18 protein-coding genes, 1 tRNA gene and 1 pseudogene are annotated in these 22,169 nt (G+C 42.0%); 11 read left to right on the top strand and 9 right to left on the bottom strand.

What is annotated here, in order from left to right; translation table 11 throughout:
* From M23134_RS31205 to M23134_RS31190, 4 genes and pseudogenes are all read right to left on the bottom strand, one after another.
* Positions 1-226 (bottom strand): annotated as a pseudogene (locus M23134_RS31205) (restriction endonuclease subunit S); the annotation flags it as partial.
* A gap of 299 nt (positions 227-525) precedes the next feature.
* The gene (locus M23134_RS31200; RefSeq protein ID WP_002703483.1) at positions 526-918 is read right to left on the bottom strand and encodes a GxxExxY protein; all 393 of its coding nucleotides are present in this window, start codon (positions 916-918) and stop codon (positions 526-528) included.
* A 28-nt stretch (positions 919-946) separates the two neighbouring features.
* Positions 947-3,754, bottom strand: a complete 2,808-nt coding sequence (locus tag M23134_RS31195) for a type I restriction endonuclease subunit R (RefSeq protein ID WP_002703481.1) — start codon at positions 3,752-3,754, stop codon at positions 947-949.
* Positions 3,755-3,951: 197 nt separating this feature from the next.
* The gene (locus M23134_RS31190) at positions 3,952-4,530 is read right to left on the bottom strand and encodes a hypothetical protein (protein ID WP_045114703.1); all 579 of its coding nucleotides are present in this window, start codon (positions 4,528-4,530) and stop codon (positions 3,952-3,954) included.
* 457 nt (positions 4,531-4,987) lie between these two features.
* Here M23134_RS31190 and M23134_RS31185 point away from each other — a divergent pair, with 457 nt between their 5' ends.
* Positions 4,988-5,740: an LbetaH domain-containing protein gene (locus M23134_RS31185; protein WP_002703477.1), complete on the top strand. Its 753-nt coding sequence runs from the start codon at positions 4,988-4,990 to the stop codon at positions 5,738-5,740.
* Here the strand turns inward: M23134_RS31185 and M23134_RS31180 are convergent.
* From M23134_RS31180 to M23134_RS31170, 3 genes are all read right to left on the bottom strand, one after another.
* Entirely contained in the window at positions 5,695-6,375 is a 681-nt protein-coding gene (locus M23134_RS31180; RefSeq protein WP_045114702.1) for a Crp/Fnr family transcriptional regulator, read from the bottom strand. The genes M23134_RS31185 and M23134_RS31180 overlap by 46 nt on opposite strands.
* A gap of 130 nt (positions 6,376-6,505) precedes the next feature.
* Entirely contained in the window at positions 6,506-7,216 is a 711-nt protein-coding gene (locus M23134_RS31175; RefSeq protein WP_002703472.1) for a Crp/Fnr family transcriptional regulator, read from the bottom strand.
* A 292-nt stretch (positions 7,217-7,508) separates the two neighbouring features.
* Positions 7,509-8,765, bottom strand: a complete 1,257-nt coding sequence (locus tag M23134_RS31170) for an NADH-quinone oxidoreductase subunit D (RefSeq protein ID WP_045114701.1) — start codon at positions 8,763-8,765, stop codon at positions 7,509-7,511.
* A 177-nt stretch (positions 8,766-8,942) separates the two neighbouring features.
* Between M23134_RS31170 and M23134_RS31165 the strand changes: the two genes are divergently transcribed.
* The 10 genes from M23134_RS31165 to M23134_RS39200 all read left to right on the top strand — a co-directional run bounded on the left by M23134_RS31165 (position 8,943) and on the right by M23134_RS39200 (position 18,905).
* Positions 8,943-9,776 carry a PstS family phosphate ABC transporter substrate-binding protein gene (locus tag M23134_RS31165; protein WP_002703468.1) on the top strand — a complete coding sequence of 278 codons (834 nt, stop codon included), beginning with the start codon at positions 8,943-8,945 and terminating at the stop codon, positions 9,774-9,776.
* Between the two features lie 14 nt (positions 9,777-9,790).
* Complete coding sequence (pstC, locus tag M23134_RS31160) at positions 9,791-10,984, top strand: phosphate ABC transporter permease subunit PstC (RefSeq protein ID WP_002703466.1); 1,194 nt, start codon at positions 9,791-9,793, stop codon at positions 10,982-10,984.
* Between the two features lie 53 nt (positions 10,985-11,037).
* Positions 11,038-11,895, top strand: coding sequence for a phosphate ABC transporter permease PstA (gene pstA, locus M23134_RS31155; RefSeq protein WP_002703463.1), 858 nt, complete (start codon positions 11,038-11,040; stop codon positions 11,893-11,895).
* 64 nt (positions 11,896-11,959) lie between these two features.
* Positions 11,960-12,715, top strand: a complete 756-nt coding sequence (pstB, locus tag M23134_RS31150) for a phosphate ABC transporter ATP-binding protein PstB (protein ID WP_045114711.1) — start codon at positions 11,960-11,962, stop codon at positions 12,713-12,715.
* Between the two features lie 249 nt (positions 12,716-12,964).
* Positions 12,965-13,492 carry a hypothetical protein gene (locus tag M23134_RS31145; protein WP_002703447.1) on the top strand — a complete coding sequence of 176 codons (528 nt, stop codon included), beginning with the start codon at positions 12,965-12,967 and terminating at the stop codon, positions 13,490-13,492.
* A gap of 45 nt (positions 13,493-13,537) precedes the next feature.
* Complete coding sequence (locus M23134_RS31140; protein WP_002703445.1) at positions 13,538-14,068, top strand: hypothetical protein; 531 nt, start codon at positions 13,538-13,540, stop codon at positions 14,066-14,068.
* A gap of 145 nt (positions 14,069-14,213) precedes the next feature.
* A complete protein-coding gene (locus tag M23134_RS31135) occupies positions 14,214-14,819 on the top strand; it encodes a HupE/UreJ family protein (RefSeq protein WP_045114700.1) in 606 nt (201 codons plus the stop codon).
* Positions 14,820-14,920: 101 nt separating this feature from the next.
* Positions 14,921-17,140: a M1 family metallopeptidase gene (locus tag M23134_RS31130; protein WP_045114699.1), complete on the top strand. Its 2,220-nt coding sequence runs from the start codon at positions 14,921-14,923 to the stop codon at positions 17,138-17,140.
* A 348-nt stretch (positions 17,141-17,488) separates the two neighbouring features.
* Positions 17,489-17,562, top strand: a tRNA-Pro gene (locus tag M23134_RS31125).
* A gap of 764 nt (positions 17,563-18,326) precedes the next feature.
* Complete coding sequence (locus tag M23134_RS39200) at positions 18,327-18,905, top strand: hypothetical protein (RefSeq protein ID WP_002703439.1); 579 nt, start codon at positions 18,327-18,329, stop codon at positions 18,903-18,905.
* Positions 18,906-19,091: 186 nt separating this feature from the next.
* Here M23134_RS39200 and M23134_RS31115 read toward each other — a convergent pair whose 3' ends face one another.
* Positions 19,092-20,600, bottom strand: a complete 1,509-nt coding sequence (locus tag M23134_RS31115) for a 2-isopropylmalate synthase (RefSeq protein WP_002703438.1) — start codon at positions 20,598-20,600, stop codon at positions 19,092-19,094.
* A 462-nt stretch (positions 20,601-21,062) separates the two neighbouring features.
* The gene (leuB, locus tag M23134_RS31110) at positions 21,063-22,169 is read right to left on the bottom strand and encodes a 3-isopropylmalate dehydrogenase (RefSeq protein ID WP_002703436.1); all 1,107 of its coding nucleotides are present in this window, start codon (positions 22,167-22,169) and stop codon (positions 21,063-21,065) included.

Here is a 22,169-nt window from a genome sequence, read left to right as displayed (position 1 = left end):
CGCTCACAGGTGCCCTTACCGATAACAAAATATCATTTACAGCAGCCTTCTTTTTAGGCTCATCACACCACTTGCTTACTTCGGGGTGTAAATTAGTAAACTCTGCTTTTCCTTGAAAAAAAGGGAGTCCTTTACCTTCAAAATTATAACTTGAAGATGGGGGTGATTGTCCCATATTAACATTACAAACTTCTATCAACTCAACTTCAATCCAATCTTCTCTCATTGTTTCTCTTGCTTTTTTTTATTCTTTTTCTCACTTGTCTTTACTAGGATGTGTAGGATGCACGGATTTTTAGGATTACTTGACTTCTTCGAGCAGGTAAATTAGCCCGTAAACGTTGTGCCCTTAGTACTATTATCCTACTCAACTGTCTTTACTAGGATGCGTAGGATGCACGGATTTTTAGGATTACTTAGCACAACCATCCTATTCATCCATACATCCTACTCATCCTATTATGTTTTGTATATGTGAGCCCTTAGCACAACCATCCTATTCATCCGTACATCCTACTCATCCTATTATTTCTTTTGTTGATTGTCTGGATGATGAATATTGTACACTCGCTTGTACTCCAGGCTTTTACCTCCAAAATTGATCAAGAGCCCAATGGGTAAGTTATACGCCTGACAATAATTCATAGCCTGATTAAGGTGATTATCATCCAGACGAGCCACTGCTTTGAGCTCCAGCATAATGGTACCCTCTACAAAAAAATCTACCCGACGTGTGCCAATGTGTTCGCCATCGTAGTAAATATTCATACTCATTTCGCGCTCAAAGGCAAGCCCTTGTTTAGCCATTTCTATTTTGAGGGCACGTTGGTAAATCACCTCCTGAAAGCCACCACCCAGAGTGGAGTGCACCTTCATACAACAACCTATAATTTTGTGGGTGAGTTCTTTGTGTTTCATTTTGTCAAATAGTCATCAAAAGTAAGCATTAAGCTACCAACGCCTCGTTTAGTTCTTCAATAATTGCCTGTATTTGGTTGCCAAACAACTTTTGCATTTTGCCCCTGCCCCCCTTCGCATCAAAGGGGCTATAGTCTAGGTCGTCAATATCTACATACAAGCTCGTAGCAACATGGTCTTTGAGCATGCGCAGCCATTGCATTTGTTCTTCATTAAACTTAGGGCTAGAGCCCGAATGTCGTTTAAATACCCAATCCTGAAAGTTACGGTCTACGGTTTTGTCATACGCCGTAAGTACCGAGTCGAGCCCCGTAATGCGCCGCAACAACGCCACCAAAGCCGTGAGTTCTTTTTCGGGGCGACTGCCTTTCACCTTTTCTAAAGCAGTGTAGGCTTCCCACACCACCAAAGGAGCCAAGGTGGGTTTGTCGGCTTTGAGCGCGGCTAGCACCTCCTTCACCATTTTTTCGGTAATGTGGCGGCGTTGGTGGGGTTGGTCGTAGTATATGCTCAATGCCTCGATCTCGTCTTTGTGGTCTGCCATATATTGGCTAAAGTCTTGCACCATTGCTTGGGCACGGTCGGTAGAGCTGGTGTCCCACTCGGCTTTGGTTACTTGGTCGAGGTTGATGTGGTCAATGATTTGCTCGTGTTCGCGGCGCACGTTTTCTAAGTATTCGTTGAGCTCTCCGTTAAAGGTACTTCCAGCAGTTTCTATCAATTGCGCTTGCGCCTGTTCGCGCGCCATCTCCAGGCTGGGCAAGCCCTGGCTTTGCATCAATGCTTGAGCAGCAGTGTCTATGGTGTCAGAGTCGTAAGCCGCCAATAGCTCTTTGGTCATTTGTGGCAGGCTTTTGCCGCCCGAATGCTCTAGCACGCCTTCGGCTTCGGTAGGCGATAGTTGCCCATTGAGCCTCACAAGGCGGTTTGCCAACGACAAAAACAAATCTTCGTCGCTGGCACCCATAGCCACTGCGCCTAGCAGGTCTTTGGTTGCCACCGACCGTTTGCGCTCTAGGGGGCGGCTGTCGGTTTTCTTAGATTTGGTGGCACCCACCGCATCTACAATCACAAAGTGGGTTTTGTGCTGCGCCGCTGACGATACTTGCTTTAGGGCATCATCGCCCACCGTGCGGGTGCCTCGCCCCTTCATCTGTTCAAAATAGTTGCGGCTTTTTACATCGCGCATAAACAAGAGCACCTCTAGGGGTTTTACATCGGTGCCGGTGGCTATCATGTCTACGGTTACTGCTATGCGGGGGTAATAGTTGTTGCGAAAGCGGTTGAGCACCGACTTGGGGTCTTCTTGAGCTTTGTAGGTCACTTTTTTGCAAAAGTCATTGCCTTCGCCAAACTCTTCGCGCACCATTTTTATAATATCATCGGCGTGGCTGTCGGTTTTCGCAAAAATGAGGGTTTTGGGCACTTGGTATTCGCCTTGGTCATCGTAGCGTTTCGGGAATATGTCTTTTTGTAGGGCACGTTTAAACTCCCGTATGATGTGGCGTATTTGGCTGGGGTTTACTACCTTCTTGTCGAGGTTGTTTTTGGTATATATGGTGTCTTCGTCTTCTTGTTGCCAACGGGTGCGGCGGGTGAGCTTGTCGCGGCGGTCTACCTGCCAGCCTGCTTCTATAGTAGCCCCCTTTTGCGACACTTCGGTTTCTATCAAATATACATCATAGGGCACATTTACCCCATCTACCACCGATTGCTCATAGGTATATTCGCTCACTACGTTTTCGTTAAAAAAACCAAAGGTGCGTTTGTCGGGCGTGGCAGTCAACCCCACCAAAAAGGCATCGAAATAGTCGAGCACCTGTTTCCAGAGGTTATAAATAGAGCGGTGGCACTCGTCAACTACTATAAAATCAAACATCTCCAGGGGCAACTTGGGATTGTACACCACAGGCATAGGGGCTTTGTTTTGCAGTTGGTTTTGCAGCCAAGTAGACTCGTTGGGGTGGTCGAGTTCGGCGCTTTCGTCTAGCTCTTGCCCTTTGAGTATAGAGTACAGCCGTTGAATGGTGCTTATATACACTTGGTTGTCGGGGGCTATGTGGCTAGAGCTCAGGCGTTGCACATTGTATAGCTCGGTAAACTTGCGATTGTCGTCTCTGGGCTGAAACTTCATAAACTCTTGCTCGGCTTGCTCGCCTAGGTTTTTAGTATCTACCAAAAACAACACTCTTTGGGCATTGGCGTGCTTGAGCAAGCGGTATATAAAAGTAGCGGCAGTAAAAGTTTTGCCCGCTCCTGTAGCCATTTGGATCAATGCCTTGGGGCGATTTTCTTTAAAAGAAGTTTCTAAATTATTGATGGCAACTATTTGCGCTGGACGCAAACCTGCAGTATTTAGGGTGGGCATATCGAGCAAATTACCTCGCAAAGTTTTGCCACTTTTGCGATAGTCTTCCAGCCATTGGGTCAGGGTTTGGGGGGTATAAAATCCAAATACTCGCCTGCCTCTGGGCTTGGGGTCGTGGTAGTTGGTAAAGCGGGTAAGCGTGCCCGTACTTTCGTATACAAAGGGCAAAGGGTCATGGTTGAGGTGTTTTAGTTTGGCATGGGCATATTGGGTCGACTGTTCTTCTACCATTGTGAGGTGGTGCCCTTCTTTTTCGCGTTTGGCTTCTATAATGCCTACAGGTTTGCGTTTTACAAACAACACATAGTCGGCAGGTCCTACGTCGGTTTGGTATTCGCGTACTGCTACGCCTTGGCTTGCGTTGAGGTTTACCTTGTTTTTGGCTTGCACAGCCCAGCCTGCTTGTTGTAGTAGTTGATCTATCTTATCACGCGCAATTTGTTCAGGATGTTGATTGGTGTTTGCCATAGCAATTTCAATTGGGTTCGCAGAATAGTATAGCAAGCAAATTCGTAAAAAACAGTTTGAAGACAAAGCATGGGGATAGTTTTTTACCCAAAGCTTCCAGTAATTCACTGAGCTAAACCGCCCTACGATTGGCTTCTCAAGAGTGAAAGATTAAACAAACATGATGTAGTGTCTGGAGTACTACTGCAGGTCAATGACTAAAACTGACAGGGCACCTCTTGCTTGAACCTAAAGTTGTCGAGCAGGAGGTTGCCCTCATAACGGGTTGCTTTTACATAGTACACTTCCAATATTATAAAGGGGTAGTTGGCTTTTTGGGGGGCAAGTTCTACCAGGTATCGTTGCCACGCTGTCTTTTTTACTGGCCCCGACTCCCACAACAACTCGCTTTGTTTACAGCTTTTAGTACCTCCCCATACCCTGAGCTGAGCTACTGCCCCGAAGCTTCCGGCAAAATTGGGCGAATAAGCCAAATCTATAGTATACTGGTAACACTTGCCCATGAGCAAAGGCTGAGAAAGCTGCTGCTGACAAGCCTCCCAACTATCGTAACGGCATACCAGGCTCAAGTACGATTTGCCGTCAGACGGTGGCAAAGTTACCAGCCAATAGCCTGGCTGTATATCTGGGGTGCTCCCCAACTGGCAAGGCAACCAATGAACAGGCACAGTAGAAGTGCCAGGTGTACCTTCAAATGAGGGGTTGCGAATGGTTTGGGCGTTTGCCAACAAGGTAAGCCAACAAATCAAATATAGTGGGTACAGTAGTCTGAGCATCAATTGGGAGTTTGGTAATAATTAATCAATATATACAACTGACGGGATTGGGAGAAGTTTTTACCTTTCTTCTTTCAAAAAAAACAGGAAACATATCAATCATTACAAAAAAATGGATAATCTCTGCGATGAAACCTCTAAACTATTGCCCACCAACACCTTAGCTTTTTAGTGTAACCTTCGCACGGTCAGGTTTCATCAATAAAGCAAATTGTAAACATATCAATTACCTTATTGCATCATTACGTTTAATATTCTACTTTTGAAGAGTGCATGGATACTCATGCACAGTTGGTTAGTGATGGATTTGGTTGATTAAACAGGGATAAGTTCAGGCAATAGCCGTTGGTTACTGCCTGACTTTTTTGCTTTGGCAAGATACGCTGCTACTGTTAACTATGGCAGCTACTAGGTTATAAAGCTATGGAAAGATTATTCACTTTATTTTTTTATAGCAATGTTTATTTCAGGCAATCAAATCGAAGAGGAGTTATTAACCCTTCAGGCAAACACAGGTTTTACTCAAGCTGTAGCTGGCATCAAAACAGGAAGGTTTAAAAGGGATGTAAACCAAGTTACTTACCAATACCGCGTTACTTATACCCAGCATTTGCGGAATTATATGTATGACCCTGCCCGATTAAACGTTATTTTTTCTGATGCTTCTCTACAACACCTTTTCTTTCGCACTTTTGGCTACCAGGGCAATACCCGTTTTACCATATACCCCAATGCCTGGTTGCGTGACCTTCCATTGTTGGACATAGGCGAAAATGTATACTTTGGTGATGGTATACTACTGGGAACCAATCAAATATCAGAAAATCAACAATTTATAAAAGTAGGACGGATTAGGATTGGCAAAAACACCATATTTGACCAGCACTGCAGTGTGGGCTTAGACACGCAAATAGGACAAGATGTACAAGTAAGGTTTAAGTCATCTATTGGTTTAAAATGTACACTGGGCAACTCAATCACTGTAGGAGAATGTAGTATTGTTGGGCACAGAGCACAACTTGGCGACAGGGTGCGCCTCGGGCTTAACACTAAGTTGGGTAACTTTGTACGGGTAGACGATGATGTAGTCATTGGAGATTTTCAAATCATTCCGCCGTTTAGTCATGTTACCCGTCAAGGAGTTTTTTCTAGCCAGCCAAAAGCTCATAACAGTTTACCTAACGCGTTGGCATTCAATACCATGAGCTGATTTTTTCGGCATTGTACCCATTGTTTTTGCTCAAACTCATGCAGTATTTTCATCAAGCTTTTGGCAGCAATGCCTACCAACCCGGCAAACTCTTCGGGAACAAAGTAAATAGATGCTTTTTCACGCGATTGACTCCTGATAGTGTCTGCTACTTCGAGCAATAGAGTGGCAATGCGTTGTTTGCTTGATTTATAAATCAACGATAAACTCTTTTGCTGAGTAGCTTCTATCTCTTGACAAAGGGCTTTCATGATGGCAAGTTTAAAGGGCAAATGCTCGTTCATGAGTTTTATTACCAATGGTTTAGGAATAAAACATACCTTGGCGTCAGTGAGTCCTTTTACAGAGTATTGATAGGTGGCAGAGGTAATGGCATTGGTGCCTAAGATATGCCCTGGCTTTATTACATTCAACACTGTAGCTTTACTTTCTGCTTGCTTTAGGGTAAGTAAAGTGCCTGCTTCTACGCAAAAAATCCCCATTGCCAACTGTTCTTCTTTAAACAGAAAATCGTTGGAACGAATGATCATTTCCTTGCGACTATCAGAAAATGAGGCCTTGCGTTCAGTGGTTGTGCTTGCAAATGCGCAGTGGTCACACGCATTTGTCGGTATATTTTGTGCTTTATCCAACATATTCGTTCAGAAAGATATATACAATAAGAGTAAGTTATACCAAAGGTAGCCTTTTGCTCTGCCACATAAAATGATAAACATCATATATCAATATGATGTTTAATACAATATTCCGAAGAATGACTGTTTTTTAATCGAAAATGTTGGCTATTTTCTCTAAAATTTTGGCATTCAATATGATTATCTTTTTTCCTTTCAGGTCAATTATTTCATTTTTCTTAAACTCTGACAAAGACCGAATCAAGGTTTCGGTGGCGGTACCTACTAGGTTTGCCAGATCTTCACGCGACAAACTCACGTTGATGGTTTTGTGATCGCTTTCCATTCCATAAAATTGCTTCAGCATTAAAATAGTTTCTGCCACGCGTTCTTTTACAGTTTTTTGGGCCAGGTCAGCAATTTTACTTTCGGCAAGCTTCAGGTCTTTAGTCAAAAACTCCATGACCCGCCCCGTTAGGTTACTACTGCCCTGCAACGTATTTAAAAATAACGCTTTGGGTATAAAACACACCCGGGTATCTTCTAACACTGCAGCCGATACTTCGTACTTTTCTCCCGACACCAACGAACGATATCCTAAAGGTTCGCCAGCTCCGGCAAGCCGCAAGATATGATCTTTGCCCGTTTCAGAGGTTTTAAAAACTTTTACTTTGCCGCTAAATATTGAAAAAAGCCCCAAGGGATAGTTTCCTTCGTGAAAGATGACATCACCTTTGCGGTAAAGGTTGCAACTCTTTTGTGAAGATATTTCTGCAAGATTATCCCGATCTAAATTTGAAAAAACACCCTTATGACGCATTCCACAGGTTTGACACGATGGGTTTTTAGGGTTGTGACTCATATAAAATTGTGTTTAAATATTATCTTATTAGTCTTTCTTATGTACTGGCAATAGCAGGTAACACCAAGGTGGGTATACCCTTGCACAGTTTATTTGTCTTAGCGCATCTAAATTACAAAATCTTTGTTGTTTTAGGAACGGAAAAAAAATAACTTTTCAGTTTGGAGATGCTCTTTCACCCTGATACTTCGTTACTTTTTTTAGCCGTAGCTACGGCTACACCTGCAAAAAGTGCCTCATCTCAGAATAAAATCCCTACCTCAAAATCGGTAATTTATTTTTTCACCATTCCTTATCTATCTACTTCTCCTAATACTATGTCAAGTGAGCCTACAATGGCTACCAGGTCGGCAATCATAGTGCCCCGCGATATTTCGGGCAACACAGATAAATTGACAAAACAGCAAGACCTTGCTTTGCAGCGAAAAGGCTTGTCACTTCTGCCATCTGCCCTAAAATAATACCCTAGCTCTCCTTTAGGGTTTTCGGCTCTTACATAAAAATCGTTTGCTTTGGGGCGTATTTTTTTGGGTACCAATGCCTGCGGGTCAAAGTCACGGGTACGTTTAAGGTCGGTGGTAAGGCGTGTAATGCATTGTTCTATGATTTTTGCCGATTCAAAACATTCTTGTAATCTTACCCAGGTACGGTCCCAACAATCGCCTTGGGTACCCATTTCACCCTTGCCTACTGGTATGTCGAAGTCTAGTTCGGGGTACACCGAGTAACCATCTATCCTGCGTAAGTCATATTTTAAGCCTGACGCCCTCAGCATAGGGCCTGACACCCCATAGTTAATGGCCAAATCAAGGGGTAAGGCACCTACTTTAGCGGTTCTTTGTACAAAAATTTTGTTTTCTATCAGTATTTGCTGGGTTTCTATAATTTTTGGTTTCAGGTATTTTACAAACTCTGCGCAACGCTCTTCAAAACCTACTGGCAAATCATAAAACAGTCCTCCTACCCAAATATAGTTGTACAACATTCGGGCACCACTCAACCATTCTAACAAACGCAAAATATGCTCACGGTCACGCATCATCCACATAAACACCGTAAACGAACCAATGTCTACCCCATAAGTACCCAAAGCCACAAAGTGAGACGCCAAACGGTTAAGCTCAGCTACCAATACTCTGATATACTCTACCCTTTTCGGGATTTTATCGCTGATGCCCAACATCTTCTCTACCCCCATTGCATACGCATGTTCTGAGTTCATAGCGGCAATGTAGTCCATTCTATCTACGTATGGAATAATTTGGTTATAGGGCAACGCCTCGGCATGTTTCTCAAAACAACGATGTAAGTAGCCCAGGTGAGGCACTACGTCTACAATGTACTCTCCATTGGTAATTAATTCCAGGCGCAGTACGCCGTGGGTAGAAGGGTGTTGAGGTCCCAGGTTGAGCACCATTTCTTCTGAACCAAGATCGGCAGGGGTATATTTATTTGGTTCTGATTTTTGCAGGTTGTCTTCTTCAAAAATGTATTGTACCTCTTGTGGGTTTTGGCGTAAATCGGGATTGGGGGTGTCTATATTATTCATGTTGGGTAGCAAAGTATTAAAAAACAAGTGTAGGCTAAAGTAAGGTCAAAAGACCAGACCAACAAGCTGATTTATAGTTTCGATAATTTAAAATTAATACAAATTTCACAATATCCTTCAGCCAAAACCCCATAGTTTGCTTAGCTTGATTTTTTTTTAACCCAACAGACTATACTTGTGAAATTTATTGTTCGATTAATTCTTTTAATTGTACTTTTAGCAGGAACAGAGGCATGTAGCCGCAAAAAAACCTCGCTCAAAATCAAAGGAAGTGACTCGGTGCTGCCCATTTCGCAAAAAGCGGCCGAAACTTTTATGCAACAATACCCAAAAGCCAGCATCACGGTTACCGGTGGGGGCAGTGGTGTAGGCATTGCTGCTCTGATCAATGGCACTACCCATATTGCCATGACCTCGCGGCAAATCAAAATCTCGGAGCAGCTTAAGATCCAGGCCACTGACAAAAAAATAAAAGAAGATATTATTGGACATGATGCCCTGGCTTTGGTGGTGCACCCTTCCAACCCTGTCAGAAAACTTACCCGTGAACAAATTGAAGGTATTTTTACCGGAAAAATAAAAACCTGGCAGGAAGTAGGCGGAGACCCTGGCAATATTGTGGCTTACTCCCGCGAAACAAGTTCGGGTACTTATGAATATTTCAAAAAGAAAGCACTTAACGGCTCTGAATACGACAATACGGTTTTATCACTTAACTCTAATGGGGCCATTATTCAGTCGGTGAGCCAAACCAAAGGCGGCATTGGTTACATAGGCCTGGCTTATATCTCGTCCAAAACCAAAGCATTGGCGGTTTCTTTCGATCAGGGCAAAAGCTTTGTAATGCCTACTTTTGAGAACGCCAAACAAAAAAAATACCCCATTTCCCGCCCCTTGTTTTATTACTACGACCAAAGCCAAACCACTAAGGTGGTTGATTTTATGCAATACCTGTATTCGCCCACTGGACAAAAACTAATCAAAGACATTGGTTACATACCCAATCGCTAACTTCTAACTATTGTATGATGACCCATAAAAAGATATTTGAAAAAATTATTGAAGCTGTCATTTATGCCAGTGGCACCGCTACTACCATTGTGGTGCTCCTCATTGTGTTTTTTTTGTTTCGGGAGGGGCTGGGGCTATTTCGGCAAGCACCAATGCAAAAAACCTATACGGTGGCAGTGCACCCCCAAAACCCAGTACGCCAGCTCAGCATTGACCAGTTGAAGGCTATTTTTTCAAAAAAAGAAAAAAACTGGAAAACCTTTGGGGGTAAAAACCAGTCCATTGAGACTTTTAGTTCGGAAGACATAGAAAAACACCTGAAAGGCCAGGACTTGGGAGAGGCATTTAGCAAACTAAAAGACCTGGTAACTACCTATGCCCAAAACAAGGAAAACCTGGTGGTGGTGATGCCTAAAAAATTTATGCCCGACAAGTTTGTCCTCATTCCTACCGAGCATATGAGCATCGAGGCTTTTTTTAGGGGCAAAGAGTGGCGCCCTACCTCAGAACCCATACATAGTTTTGGGGTGTTGCCCATTATTGTGGGCACCTTGCTGGTGTGTTTTGGGGCCTTGTTGTTCGCAATTCCTACCGGAATTATTGCCGCCATTTATTTGGTAGAAATTGCCAACAAGCAAGTAAAAAACATTATTAACCCTTTTATAGAACTTCTGGCGGGGATTCCCTCGGTGATTTATGGTTTTTTTGGGCTGGTGGTGATTGTTCCTTTTATCCAAAAAACTTTTGCCCTGGATATGGGAGAAACTGCCCTGACCGGAAGTATTATTTTGGGCATTATTTCATTGCCTACCATTATTACCATTTCAGAAGATGCCATCCGTTCGGTGCCCCGTGAACTCAAAGAAGCTAGTTTTGCTCTGGGAGCCAACCACTTACAAACCATTTTCAAAGTAATTGTTCCTTATGCCCTTTCGGGCATTGTGTCAGCGGCTATCTTGGGAGTGGGGCGCACCATAGGCGAAACAATGGCTGTGTTGATGGTCACTGGTAATGCGGCTCAAATGCCTTCTTCGTTTTTAGATTCGGTGCGGGTAATTACCTCTACTGTAGCCGCCGAACTGGGCGAAACAGCCCAGGGGGGCATTCATTACCGGGCGCTTTTTATGCTGGCTTGTGTGCTTTTTATTTTAACCTTTTGGCTCAATTTGCTGGCCGAATGGATTGTGGCAAAAAAAACCCAGAAATAGATAAAAACCCAGAAAGAGCAAGCTTAACAATAAAAACTATTCATTATTTAGCAATGTCACAAAGCAAACAACAGAAGCAAACAATAGTATTTACCACTTTTATGGTTATTACGGTGCTGGTAGGTGCTATTTCAATTGGTGTCTTTTTCTATATTTTTTTCAATGGAATCAGTGTATTGAGTTGGGGATTTTTTACGGGAGTGCCAGAAAACGGCATGACCGAAGGAGGTATCTTTCCGGCCATTATGGGAACCCTCATTTTGATTGTGGGAAGTGGCCTGGTGGCTTTCCCCATGGGCATTTTGGCGGGTATTTTTATGAACGAATACGCCCACCAAAATTGGTTCAAAAAATTTGTCAGGCTCATGACAAATAACCTGGCAGGTATTCCTTCCATTGTCTTTGGTTTGTTTGGCATGGCTTTTTTTGTGAACGGTCTGGGCTTTGGAGTGAGCATTTTGTCGGGGTGTTTAACCCTAGGAGTTTTAATCTTACCCATCATTATCCGCACTACCGAAGAGTCCCTCAAGTTTATTCCGGATGACTACCGACTGGCCAGCTATGCTCTGGGAGCCAGCAAGTGGCAAACCATTTGGCGGGTTATTCTCCCAGCGGCTTTGCCCAACGTTGTAACCGGGGTTATTTTGGCAGTTGGGAGGGTAGCCGGCGAAACTGCCGCCATCCTTTTTACGGTGGCGGCTTATTTTCTCCCCAAAATGCCCACCTCTATTTATGATGAAACAATGGCACTGCCTTATCATTTATATGTGATTTCTACGAGTGGTACCGACATTGAAAAGGCCCGCCCTTATGCCGACGGCACCGCACTTACTTTGTTGATATTGGTTTTTGGTCTCAACCTGTTGGCCAATTGGTATAGAAAAAGACTCAATAAAAAAATTAAAGTTTAACGATATGAGCTCACAAAACTCGCTTCCTGAGCAGGGTCTAAACCTTGACAAAACCGCAAAAAATATGACTGCTGAGGCAAAGATTATTACCCGTAACCTTGATTTTTTTTACGGCGATTTTCAGGCACTTAAAAACATCAATGCCCAAATAGATGCACACACGGTAACCGCCCTGATAGGTCCTTCGGGTTGCGGAAAATCTACTTATTTGCGGGTGCTCAACCGAATGAACGATTTGATAGAGGGAGCCAAAGTAAAAGGGGAAGTCTTGATTGATGGTCAAAATATTTATGATAAAAAACTAAACATCAACGAGTTGCGAAAAAATGTAGGCATGGTATTTCAAAAACCTACACCTTTTCCAAAGTCTATTTTTGAGAATGTAGCCTATGGATTGCGCGTCAATGGTATGACGGAAAACCTCACAGAAAGAGTCGAGAAATCGCTTAAGCAGGCGGCCCTTTGGAATGAAGTGAAGGATAACCTGAAAAAATCGGCCCTGGGTCTTTCCGGGGGGCAACAGCAACGTTTGTGCATTGCCCGCACTATTGCCATTCAACCCGACATTATTTTGATGGATGAGCCTACTTCAGCCCTGGATCCTATTTCAGCCTCGCAAATCGAGGATTTGATTATGGAGCTCAAAGAACGCTTTACCATCATCATTGTGACTCACAATATGCAACAAGCCCGCCGGGTAAGCGACAAAACAGCTTTTTTCTATCTGGGTGACCTGGAAGAGTACGATGAAACTTCCAGAATTTTCAAAAGTCCTGCGTCCGAAAAAACCCAAAATTATATCCGGGGAAAGTTTGGTTGAGTTGGTTTCTGGTCTTTACCCGCATTCAAAAAGCAGCATTTTACCAATATTTCTTGCACCCTTTGCCTATATTGTCGCCTAGAACAATTTGTGCAAACAAACTTGGATTACAAAAACAATAAGTATAAGTCTTAATAAAAACCAATTCAATTAAAAGCTAATAATTACTTTTAAAATGCACCATGTATTTATTGTTATTCGTTATTAAAAGCAATAACTTTGCTTTCTATTAAAAGTCTTATAAATATTATGCAGGCTACAAATATACCAATTCATTTAAGGGGCAATGATAGTTTGCAAAAGCTTGCAAACTTCGCAAATAATGCCATAACAAAAACAAGCTTCTCAGTAACTTCACGAGTTTTATTTTTTTTTGGTAATTTAGTTATTATTGCTTCAAAGAAGATTCATCAAAAAAATATTCAGCTTGTTTTTGGTAAAAATAATCCTATAAAAGTAAACAAGAAAAACTATCATCTTGCTCGATATTTTTGTCACTATTACGATAATACCATCAACAAACTTAAAGGTATTGAACACGATGTTAATAATTTAAAGAATACAGGAGAGTTCGATGCATTCCCTCAATCTTTTCAACATTTTGTAGAAAATTTATTGGATATAAATAATCTTATTCAAGACACTAACCAAGATATTAAGGATCAATTTTTACTTCTTGATTCAGTTGTTGATAGACAAAGTATACCATCAGGAATGGTTATCCTCACAGAAGAAGATTTATGGAACTCGCGTAACAAGGCTTACAACTACCGGTAAGCCTTTGTTTGCATTTATTTACCAACAAGAACCAAAGCTTGGTATATGTTTGAAAAGTTTTATCCTACTACCCGCCTAGGCACTAAAAAAAACCACAGTCAAGGTTTATCCCCACTCATTCAAACCCACCTTTTCAAATTTAAAGATCTCAAAAAAGATGAGTTTATTGTTGAAGTTGAAGAATTTAAACTAGATACTTTTGTTATTAAGTTTTACCCAAAAAAAGCTACACATAGTAAAGATAAGTATAACTTAATTACCCAGAGTTATTCTAGCACAGAGGCAACAAGAATCATAAAAACCTGTGTAGAAATCATGATAAGTTTATACCATAATCGGGAAGATGCATCCTTTGCCTTTATTGGTGCAGCAAAACCTCAAGAAGATACTGATACAACCCAAAGGTTTCGTATTTACAGGCTTGTCATGCAAAACTTTTTTAAGCCTATTGACTTTCAACATATTGAAGTCCCACAACATAGCTTGTACCTGCTAGTTAACATGGAAGCTTTAAGGTATAACAACAAACATCACATAGATATATGGAACATGCTAAATGAGGTTTATGAACTATAAAATCAATTACATGTTTGACAAACAGTCTCAAGCTAATCACTAAAACTTGAGGTAGTAGAAGCTCCAAACTATTTTGTTATTCCAATAACTATATCTGATATTTGCCCAGACTGTATTACCAACCTTTATACTTTTTAATTTTATTATGTGGTCGCAATTTAAAATGTACTTTGACCTCGGTTTTGAGCATATTATAGCACTCGATGCCCAGGATCATATCATATTTGTAGTAGCACTGATGGCTATTTACCAACTCAAAGATTGGCGTAAAATCTTAATTTTAGTGACAGCATTTACCCTGGGGCATTCACTTACTCTGGCCATATCAGGCTTGGGTTATGTTACCAGTAACACTACTACCGTAGAAATACTGATTGCGTTTAGTATTTTGGTAACTGCCATTGTGAACCTTGGGCAAAAACTACCTAAAACAACTCCTCAGCCTTCTACCCGAGAGGCTTTGATCAGGTATGGCATCGCTTTTTGCTTTGGCCTCATTCACGGTTTAGGCTTTGCCAGGCAGTTCAAATCTATCTCAGGAGGCATCAGCGACCTGATTTTTAAATTGCTGGCTTTCAATATTGGACTTGAGATAGGTCAAATTGTAATAGTTTTATTAATTTTGTTACTATCCTTTCTTTTTACTCGCCAACTTCAAAAGAAAGAACACGACTGGAATGTGTTACTTTCGGGTGCAGCTTTAGGCATTTCTTTGTTTTTGATATTTCAGCGATTAGGGGGAGCAGCTTGATTTTTGTACTATTAGAAAAGTGATGCTGTTTGTGGCAACACAAGTAGTGATGCTGATCTTGAGTTCGATAAAAAATTTCAATTTTAAAACCTTATAACATCATGAAAAGATTTCTGTGTTTATTTCTAAGCCTTTTTTCGGTTACTGCAATGGCGCAACATGACAAGCCTTATGTAAGTTCGAAATTTGCGCAGTTAGAGCAACTATTACCCACACCTAACAATTACCGCACAGGGTCGGGGGCACCAGGGCACGAATACTGGCAACAAAAAGCTGATTATAAAATTAAGGTGGCTTTAGACGAAAAAAAACATATATTAACGGGTGCCGAAACCATTACTTATTATAACTATTCGCCCGACAATCTTAAATATTTGTGGGTGCAGATAGACCAAAACCGTTTTAAGAAAGGGTCTGATGCTTTTGAAACTCGAAACACCCGACTCAACGATGGACCAAACTTTGGCATGATCAACCTTGTTGTAGGACAAGCTTCTGAGTGGGGTTGCAAAATCAAAAGTGTAAAAGACAAAAGTGGTAAACCAATGAAGTATGTCATTAACAAAACAATGATGCGCATTGATTTGCCCCAACCCCTTAAGGCTAAAGGAGGAAATATGACTTTCTCTATAGAGTGGGAACACAAGATTGTAGATGCAAAAAAAACCAATTCCCGCAGTGGGTACGAGTATTTTCCTAAAGATGGCAACTACTTGTATGAAATAGCCCAATGGTTTCCTCGTATGTGTGTATACGACGACGTAAACGGATGGCAACACAAGCAGTTTTTGGGCAATGGTGAGTTTGCGCTTACATTTGGCGATTATGAGGTAGCTATCACGGCTCCTGCTGACCATATTGTGGGGGCAACTGGTGAATTGCAAAATGCCAAAAAGGTGCTGACTTCTGACCAACTGAACCGTTTAAAGAAAGCTGCTTCTGCCACAAGCCCTGTGCTGATTGTAGACCAAAAAGAAGTAGAAACCAAAGAAAAAACCAAAGCCAGTGGTACCAAAACCTGGGTATTCAAGGCTAAAAATGTACGTGACTTTGCCTGGGCAAGCTCTCGTAAGTTTATCTGGGATGCGATGAAGGTAAAAGTAGGAAACAACGATATATGGGCGATGTCTTATTACCCCAAAGAAGGTAATCCATTGTGGGGCAAATATTCTACGCAAGTAGTGGCACACACCCTCAGAACTTACTCTAAGTATACCTTTGACTACCCTTACCCAGTAGCAGTGTCGGTACATGGGCCTATATTTGGTATGGAGTATCCAATGATTTGTTTCAACGGTGGGCGCCCTCGTGCCGATGGTACTGTGCCAGCCCGTACCCGCAAAGCCATGATCTCGGTGATTATTCATGAAGTAGGGCACAACTATTTCCCGATGATTGTAAACTCAGACGAAAGACAGTGGACCTGGATGGATGAGGGTTTGAACTCGTTTTTACAGTTCCTTTCTGAAAAAGAAATTCCATTACAGAGCTGGGCTAAAGCCGATTACCCAAAAACTTACCCTCACCGCCGTGGACCTGCCAAAAACATTGTACGTTACATGCGTACCGACCCCACCAAGATTGTTCCTATTATGACCAACTCTGAGTCTATTCCACAGTTTGGCAACAATGCCTATGGCAAACCTGCTACTGCATTGAACATTTTGCGTGAGGTAGTGATGGGCAAAGAGTTGTTTGACCATGCTTTTAAAACTTACTCTCAGCGTTGGTACTTTAAACACCCCAAGCCTGCCGATTTTTTCCGCACGATGGAAGATGCCTCAGGGGTTGACCTGGATTGGTTTTGGCGGGGATGGTTCTACTCTACGCTTCCGGTAGATATGAGCATTGACAACGTAAAGGCTTTTGCTTTCTCTGAATCGGGTAAAACGGTAGAAGCTCCAGCAGGAGGTTTAAAACACAAGGCTTTTGCCAACAAAAAGTTTAATGGTTTAAGAGAACGCTTAAGCAAAGGTTTTGGCTTACGCCTGACTGATAAAGAAATGGCGATGCTGAAGCCAGGTAAATATTACTACTCAGTAAAAGTGAAAAATATTGGAGGTAATATTATGCCTTTGTTTATTCAGGCAAACTTTGTAGATGGCAGCAAGCAGTTGGTAAAAGTGCCGGCTGAAATATTCAGAAAAAGCCCCAATCAGGTATACAAAGGGTTGATCTTCGACAAGCCAGTAAAATCGTTTCAGTTAGATCCGAACGAAATGACTGCCGATATTGACACTAAAAACAACACGTTCCCAAGGGCTAAGAAGGGGTCTAAGTTTAAGGAGTTAAAAGAGAAAAAAGAAAAATCTAATAAGTGATCTTTCATAAATAATTTGAGCCATTAAAGTGTATCTATTGCCCTCATTCTTCTCAAAAAAAAAGCCTCATAGCTTTGGCTATGCACCGTTTTTTTTGAATTGTCTGAGAACAATATATTTTCTTAAATTAGCACATCTTATTTTTTCCAGATCACTAAATAGATTGTTGAATGACTTTATTGTTATATGATTGGCGCAAAGCGTTTTTTCGTTTTATAACATCATTTCATTCAAAACAGAACAGGCAGGCAGGCGGAAACGTCTGTCTGTTTTTTTTATTTTTTTTAAGTAATGATTTGCAACATTCAAAAAATCGTATGTATATTTGCATCCGCTTTTAAGCAATCACGGGATATGGCGCAGTCCGGTAGCGTACTTGCATGGGGTGCAAGGGGCCGCAGGTTCAAATCCTGCTATCCCGACTCTTTAAATACTAAAAACCTCTTATGAACATAGTTTGTAAGAGGTTTTTTTTGTTAACCTCACTCTGGCAAAAGCCTCATTATCGTCAGCTCAAGTATATTCACTAGTGTATCACTTCATCCGGTGAGTTCTGATTATCAAACAAAAAATCTGCAAGCTATAGCCCAATCTGACGCAAGCCTCCAGGCTTGTGTCTATTATCGGGGAAGCATCTTGCTTCCATGTTTTTGTAAAAAACAAATGCTATGCTGGACACAAGCCTGGAGGCTTGGTAGTGATATAAACAAAGCAATTGCCATTCATTTTTTTATGTTTTGGTCATACTGAACGCACGTGAAGCATCTGGCTCCCTCACGTGTTGCTGATGACAACTTATTGGAGTATGATTTTCAGAAAGTTTACAATTTTAAACAAAATAATAGATCTGTAAAACACACAAAACACCCATAGGGTAGAGCTTCTTAAGCCTCCAAATTGCTCCCAAGATCACTGCTACCACTATTAATGGTCTGACTCAAAACCTTTTTTAGCAAACTCATTTCGCGTTTTAGATAATCTTCTGTCAATAAATGTAAAGGGTTCAATAAGTAAAAGTACCTATATATATAGCTTCTTCAAAACAGGTAGATTTACCCCTATAAACCTCTCCCTTCTCTGCTACATTTGTAATATCAAACAACACTACAAAGTGTAGTTACTTGATAACCAGGCGATGCTGAAAACCTAACAACAGAGTAAGCAATTTACCTTAAACCCCAAAATTATGATTACTGCAACAATGGAAACAACCGAGTTCAAAGCAACTATGTTGGCACTTAAACATCACTTTCAATCAGGGCAAACTACTCGCTACCCTCTCAACACCTTGGTTTCATTCAAGAGTGCATCAACAGAACTACCCGAAGAGGCCAAAAAATACACTAAAGAGTATGAGAACACGCTTAAATCTTTTACTAATGGGGAAAAAACAGCGCTTGATCAAAATACTAATGGCTATGTAAAGGATAAGGATTTTGAGAAGTTCAAGCAAAGAATGAACGAACAACGCAACAAAGCCAAACAAAATGCCAATCAAGCAATTGACAAGTACATTGACAAGATGATTGATGTAGGAGAGAGGCACCCTGAGGCTCAAAATGCAATTGTGGCAGCTTCAGATAGTATTTTATCTTTCTTTAGTGGCTTGATCAATGGTTTGGTAAACTTTGTTACCACCCTGATTAGTAACATTGTTCAATGGTTAGAAACTGCATTTGGGCATGTTAAAAACTGGGTAGAAGGAGCAATTAATTCTATTGAAAACTTTTTTAGTGGCATATTGGTCAGAGTTGCCGTCGCTTAAAAAAACAAGATAATATTTTAAATAAAATCCCTGCCGACTTAAGCTAAAAACTTAAGTCAGCAGGGATTTAGATTTTAATGGGTATACCCTCCATCTGTAGGGCAAATACTACCCAGTTTTACTTATAAAACCTTTTTTTAGAGTTATTGATGCCTGACATATTTTTGAAACCTGCCAGGCCTTCACCTATGCCTCTACCTTTACTGGTACCTTATTAAGTGCATCAATATACGCATTGACTGCAGCAAGTACAATGTCACTATGAGCAGCAAAACCATAATACACCAGGCTATCGCGCCCAAGCTGCACGTGCACCTTCCCAAGATCATCGCTGCCACTGGTAATAGTCTGGATCAAGATTTCTTTTAACGCTACACGTTGCCCCACTATAGTATGCAGGGCATTTACTGCGGCATCTATAGGTCCGTTGCCTTTGGCTGTACCTTTTTTCAACTCCCCTTGATAAATCACCTCAATGGTAGCACTTGGAGTAGTAGTACCACAAGTTACGTTCAAAGACTTCAGCGTTACCTGGCTGTCTGCCAACGTAGTATCACCCGCCAAAGTAAGTAAATCCTCATCTCTGATTTCTCTTTGCTTGTCTGCCATTACCAAAAAACGCTGATAGATTTCGTCCAGCTTTTCGCCCTCATACTGGTGCCCCAATAGCTCCAGGCGGTGTTTCAAGGCGGCACGTCCACTACGCGCTGTAAGCACAATAGACGAATTAGCCACGCCTACATCGGCAGGGTCGATAATTTCGTAGTTTTCGCGGCTTTTAAGCACCCCATCCTGATGGATTCCTGAGGAGTGGGCAAAAGCATTGCGTCCTACTATAGCCTTGTTGGGCTGTACAGGCATACGCATCAAACGAGAGATAAGCCCACTGGTTGAGTTCAACTCTTGAGTTTTTATCTCAGTTTCAAGGTGGAGGTCGTTGTGGGTTTTCATAATCATAACCACTTCTTCGAGCGAGGTGTTACCAGCACGTTCTCCTACCCCATTGATGGTACATTCTATTTGGCGGGCTCCCTGAATCACCCCGGCAATAGAGTTAGCGGTTGCCATGCCTAAATCATTATGGCAGTGTACCGATATGATCGCCTTGTCGATATTTTTGACATTGTCTACCAAATATTTAATCTTGGCGCCATACTCTTCGGGCAGGCAATACCCGGTAGTATCTGGAATGTTGACTACAGTAGCACCTGCCGCAATGACGCCTTCGAGCATGCGGGCTAAAAATTCTAAATCAGCACGTCCGGCATCTTCAGCATAAAACTCAATGTCTTCTACATATTTTTTTGCGAACTTTACTGCAGCTATGCCTCGCTCCATGATATCTTCGCGGGTACTGCGAAACTTGTGCTTGATGTGGTAGTCAGAAGCTCCAATACCTGTATGAATACGTTTGCGTTTGGCGTGTTTCAATGAGTCAACCGCTACCTCAATGTCTTTCTGGTTGGCACGGGTCAAGGCACAAATAATGGGGTTGCTTACTGCCTTGGATATTTCTATGACTGATTGAAAATCGCCAGGGCTGGAAATTGGGAAACCAGCTTCTATGACATCTACCCCTAGTTTTTCGAGGGTTTTTGCTACTACAATTTTTTCAGATGTTTGTAATTGACAACCGGGCACTTGTTCGCCATCTCTAAGGGTTGTATCAAATATATATACTCTATTATCAGACATTATTTTCTTGTGTTTATTTAGTTATTAGTTGGGAGTCGGCAGTCCGTAGCTTCTACAGCCTAAAGCCTTTAGCCATTAGCTTTAAGCTGTTCTTCAAGCAGGGTTTTCTTATAAAAAGCTATTTAAGAGAATATACCCCCGAAAAACCATATTTCCGCCTCGCCTGCTCCGAGCTTGCCCTCGGAGGGCAGTGTCTCCACGCCCGATCGAAACCTCGTACTTTGCAAGCTTCAGAGAGGATTCTCATTTTTTATAAGAAAGTCCTAGTTCTTCAAATATACTACCTGTTTTATAATACTTTGATTTTTAAATACTTATAAAATCGGTAGATGAAGTTTGGTAGCCACAAAATTCTTACATTTGCAAATAAGCAAACCACTTTTTCATCACCTATTGAAAATAAGCATATTATGAATTTGTTAGTTGCCTATGGAGCAAGGTGTACCTAGAACCTTGTCGGGGCTACTGGCTATTGACTACTGACTTATTCTTCAACAATACTTCTTTTACTTTTTCACTCATTTGTTCAGTATTCAATTGCTTTTCTGGTGTCAAACCTTCTTCAGCAATGTCTACCGTACGGTAGCCCTGGCTTAGTACATCGGCAACGGCTTGCTCTACCTGGCGAGCTTCGTTGGGCATGCCCAAAGACAAATCGAGCATGAGTGCCACTGATAAAATAGCTGCCAATGGGTTGGCAATGCCTTTTCCGGCAATATCGGGTGCCGACCCGTGAATGGGTTCGTATACGCTGGTTTGTTCACCCATAGAGGCAGAAGCAAGCATTCCCATCGATCCGGCAATTTGTGAGGCTTCATCGGTCAATATATCGCCAAACATATTTCCAGTAAGCACTACATCAAACTGACGCGGGTCACGAATCAGTTGCATAGAGGCGTTGTCAACAAACATGTGGGTAAGGGTTACTTCAGGGTAATCTTTGGCAACCTCGGTCACTACTTCGCGCCATAGGCGAGAGGTTTCCAATACATTGGCTTTGTCTACCGAGCATACTTTTTTGTTGCGTTGGCTGGCGGCTTTAAATGCTTTTTTGGCAATGCGCCTTACCTCTTCTTTGGTATAAGCCAAGGTATCAATTGCTGAGTTGCCGTCTGCCGAACGCTCGCGGGGTGTACCAAAGTAAATACCGCTGGTCAATTCTCTGAAAAACAAGATATCTACCCCTTGCAATATTTCAGGTTTGATGCTTGAACTGTGCAGCAACTCATCAAATAACTTGATGGGGCGAATGTTGGCAAACAACTCCAGCGATTTTCTTAGCTTTAACAAACCTTGTTCAGGGCGTACTTTAGCACCTGGGTTATTGTCGTACATAGGATGCCCCACTGCCCCTAATAAAATAGCATCGGCTTGTTGGCACTTGTCAAGGGTGGCTTGGGGCAAAGGCTCCCCAGTGGCTTCTATAGCCGAGTGCCCAATCAAGGCGTCTTCAAACTCAAATTTTTGTCCACTGATAGTGCCTATTACTTCAAGCACCTCGCGGGCACATTTGGTTACTTCGGGTCCTATACCATCTCCAGCAAGCACCACGATTTTTTTATGCGTCAT

The sequence above is a fragment of the Microscilla marina ATCC 23134 genome (assembly GCF_000169175.1).
Classification (GTDB): domain Bacteria; phylum Bacteroidota; class Bacteroidia; order Cytophagales; family Microscillaceae; genus Microscilla; species Microscilla marina.
This window is presented reverse-complemented; position numbering and strand designations above follow the sequence as displayed.

Bases quoted from the DNA above. Each gene is read 5' to 3' on its own strand.
- pstB (WP_045114711.1), top strand. From the start codon at position 11,960: ATGACTGCTGAGGCAAAGATTATTACCCGTAACCTTGATTTTTTTTAC.
- M23134_RS31175 (WP_002703472.1), bottom strand. From the start codon at position 7,216: ATGAGTCACAACCCTAAAAACCCATCGTGTCAAACCTGTGGAATGCGT.
- leuB (WP_002703436.1), bottom strand. From the start codon at position 22,169: ATGACGCATAAAAAAATCGTGGTGCTTGCTGGAGATGGTATAGGACCC.
- M23134_RS31185 (WP_002703477.1), top strand. From the start codon at position 4,988: ATGTTTATTTCAGGCAATCAAATCGAAGAGGAGTTATTAACCCTTCAG.
- M23134_RS31140 (WP_002703445.1), top strand. From the start codon at position 13,538: ATGTTTGAAAAGTTTTATCCTACTACCCGCCTAGGCACTAAAAAAAAC.
- M23134_RS31195 (WP_002703481.1), bottom strand. From the start codon at position 3,754: ATGGCAAACACCAATCAACATCCTGAACAAATTGCGCGTGATAAGATA.
- M23134_RS31190 (WP_045114703.1), bottom strand. From the start codon at position 4,530: ATGCTCAGACTACTGTACCCACTATATTTGATTTGTTGGCTTACCTTG.
- M23134_RS31130 (WP_045114699.1), top strand. From the start codon at position 14,921: ATGAAAAGATTTCTGTGTTTATTTCTAAGCCTTTTTTCGGTTACTGCA.
- M23134_RS31170 (WP_045114701.1), bottom strand. From the start codon at position 8,765: ATGAATAATATAGACACCCCCAATCCCGATTTACGCCAAAACCCACAA.
- M23134_RS39200 (WP_002703439.1), top strand. From the start codon at position 18,327: ATGATTACTGCAACAATGGAAACAACCGAGTTCAAAGCAACTATGTTG.
- M23134_RS31180 (WP_045114702.1), bottom strand. From the start codon at position 6,375: ATGTTGGATAAAGCACAAAATATACCGACAAATGCGTGTGACCACTGC.
- M23134_RS31115 (WP_002703438.1), bottom strand. From the start codon at position 20,600: ATGTCTGATAATAGAGTATATATATTTGATACAACCCTTAGAGATGGC.
- M23134_RS31200 (WP_002703483.1), bottom strand. From the start codon at position 918: ATGAAACACAAAGAACTCACCCACAAAATTATAGGTTGTTGTATGAAG.
- pstC (WP_002703466.1), top strand. From the start codon at position 9,791: ATGATGACCCATAAAAAGATATTTGAAAAAATTATTGAAGCTGTCATT.
- M23134_RS31135 (WP_045114700.1), top strand. From the start codon at position 14,214: ATGTGGTCGCAATTTAAAATGTACTTTGACCTCGGTTTTGAGCATATT.
- M23134_RS31145 (WP_002703447.1), top strand. From the start codon at position 12,965: ATGCAGGCTACAAATATACCAATTCATTTAAGGGGCAATGATAGTTTG.
- pstA (WP_002703463.1), top strand. From the start codon at position 11,038: ATGTCACAAAGCAAACAACAGAAGCAAACAATAGTATTTACCACTTTT.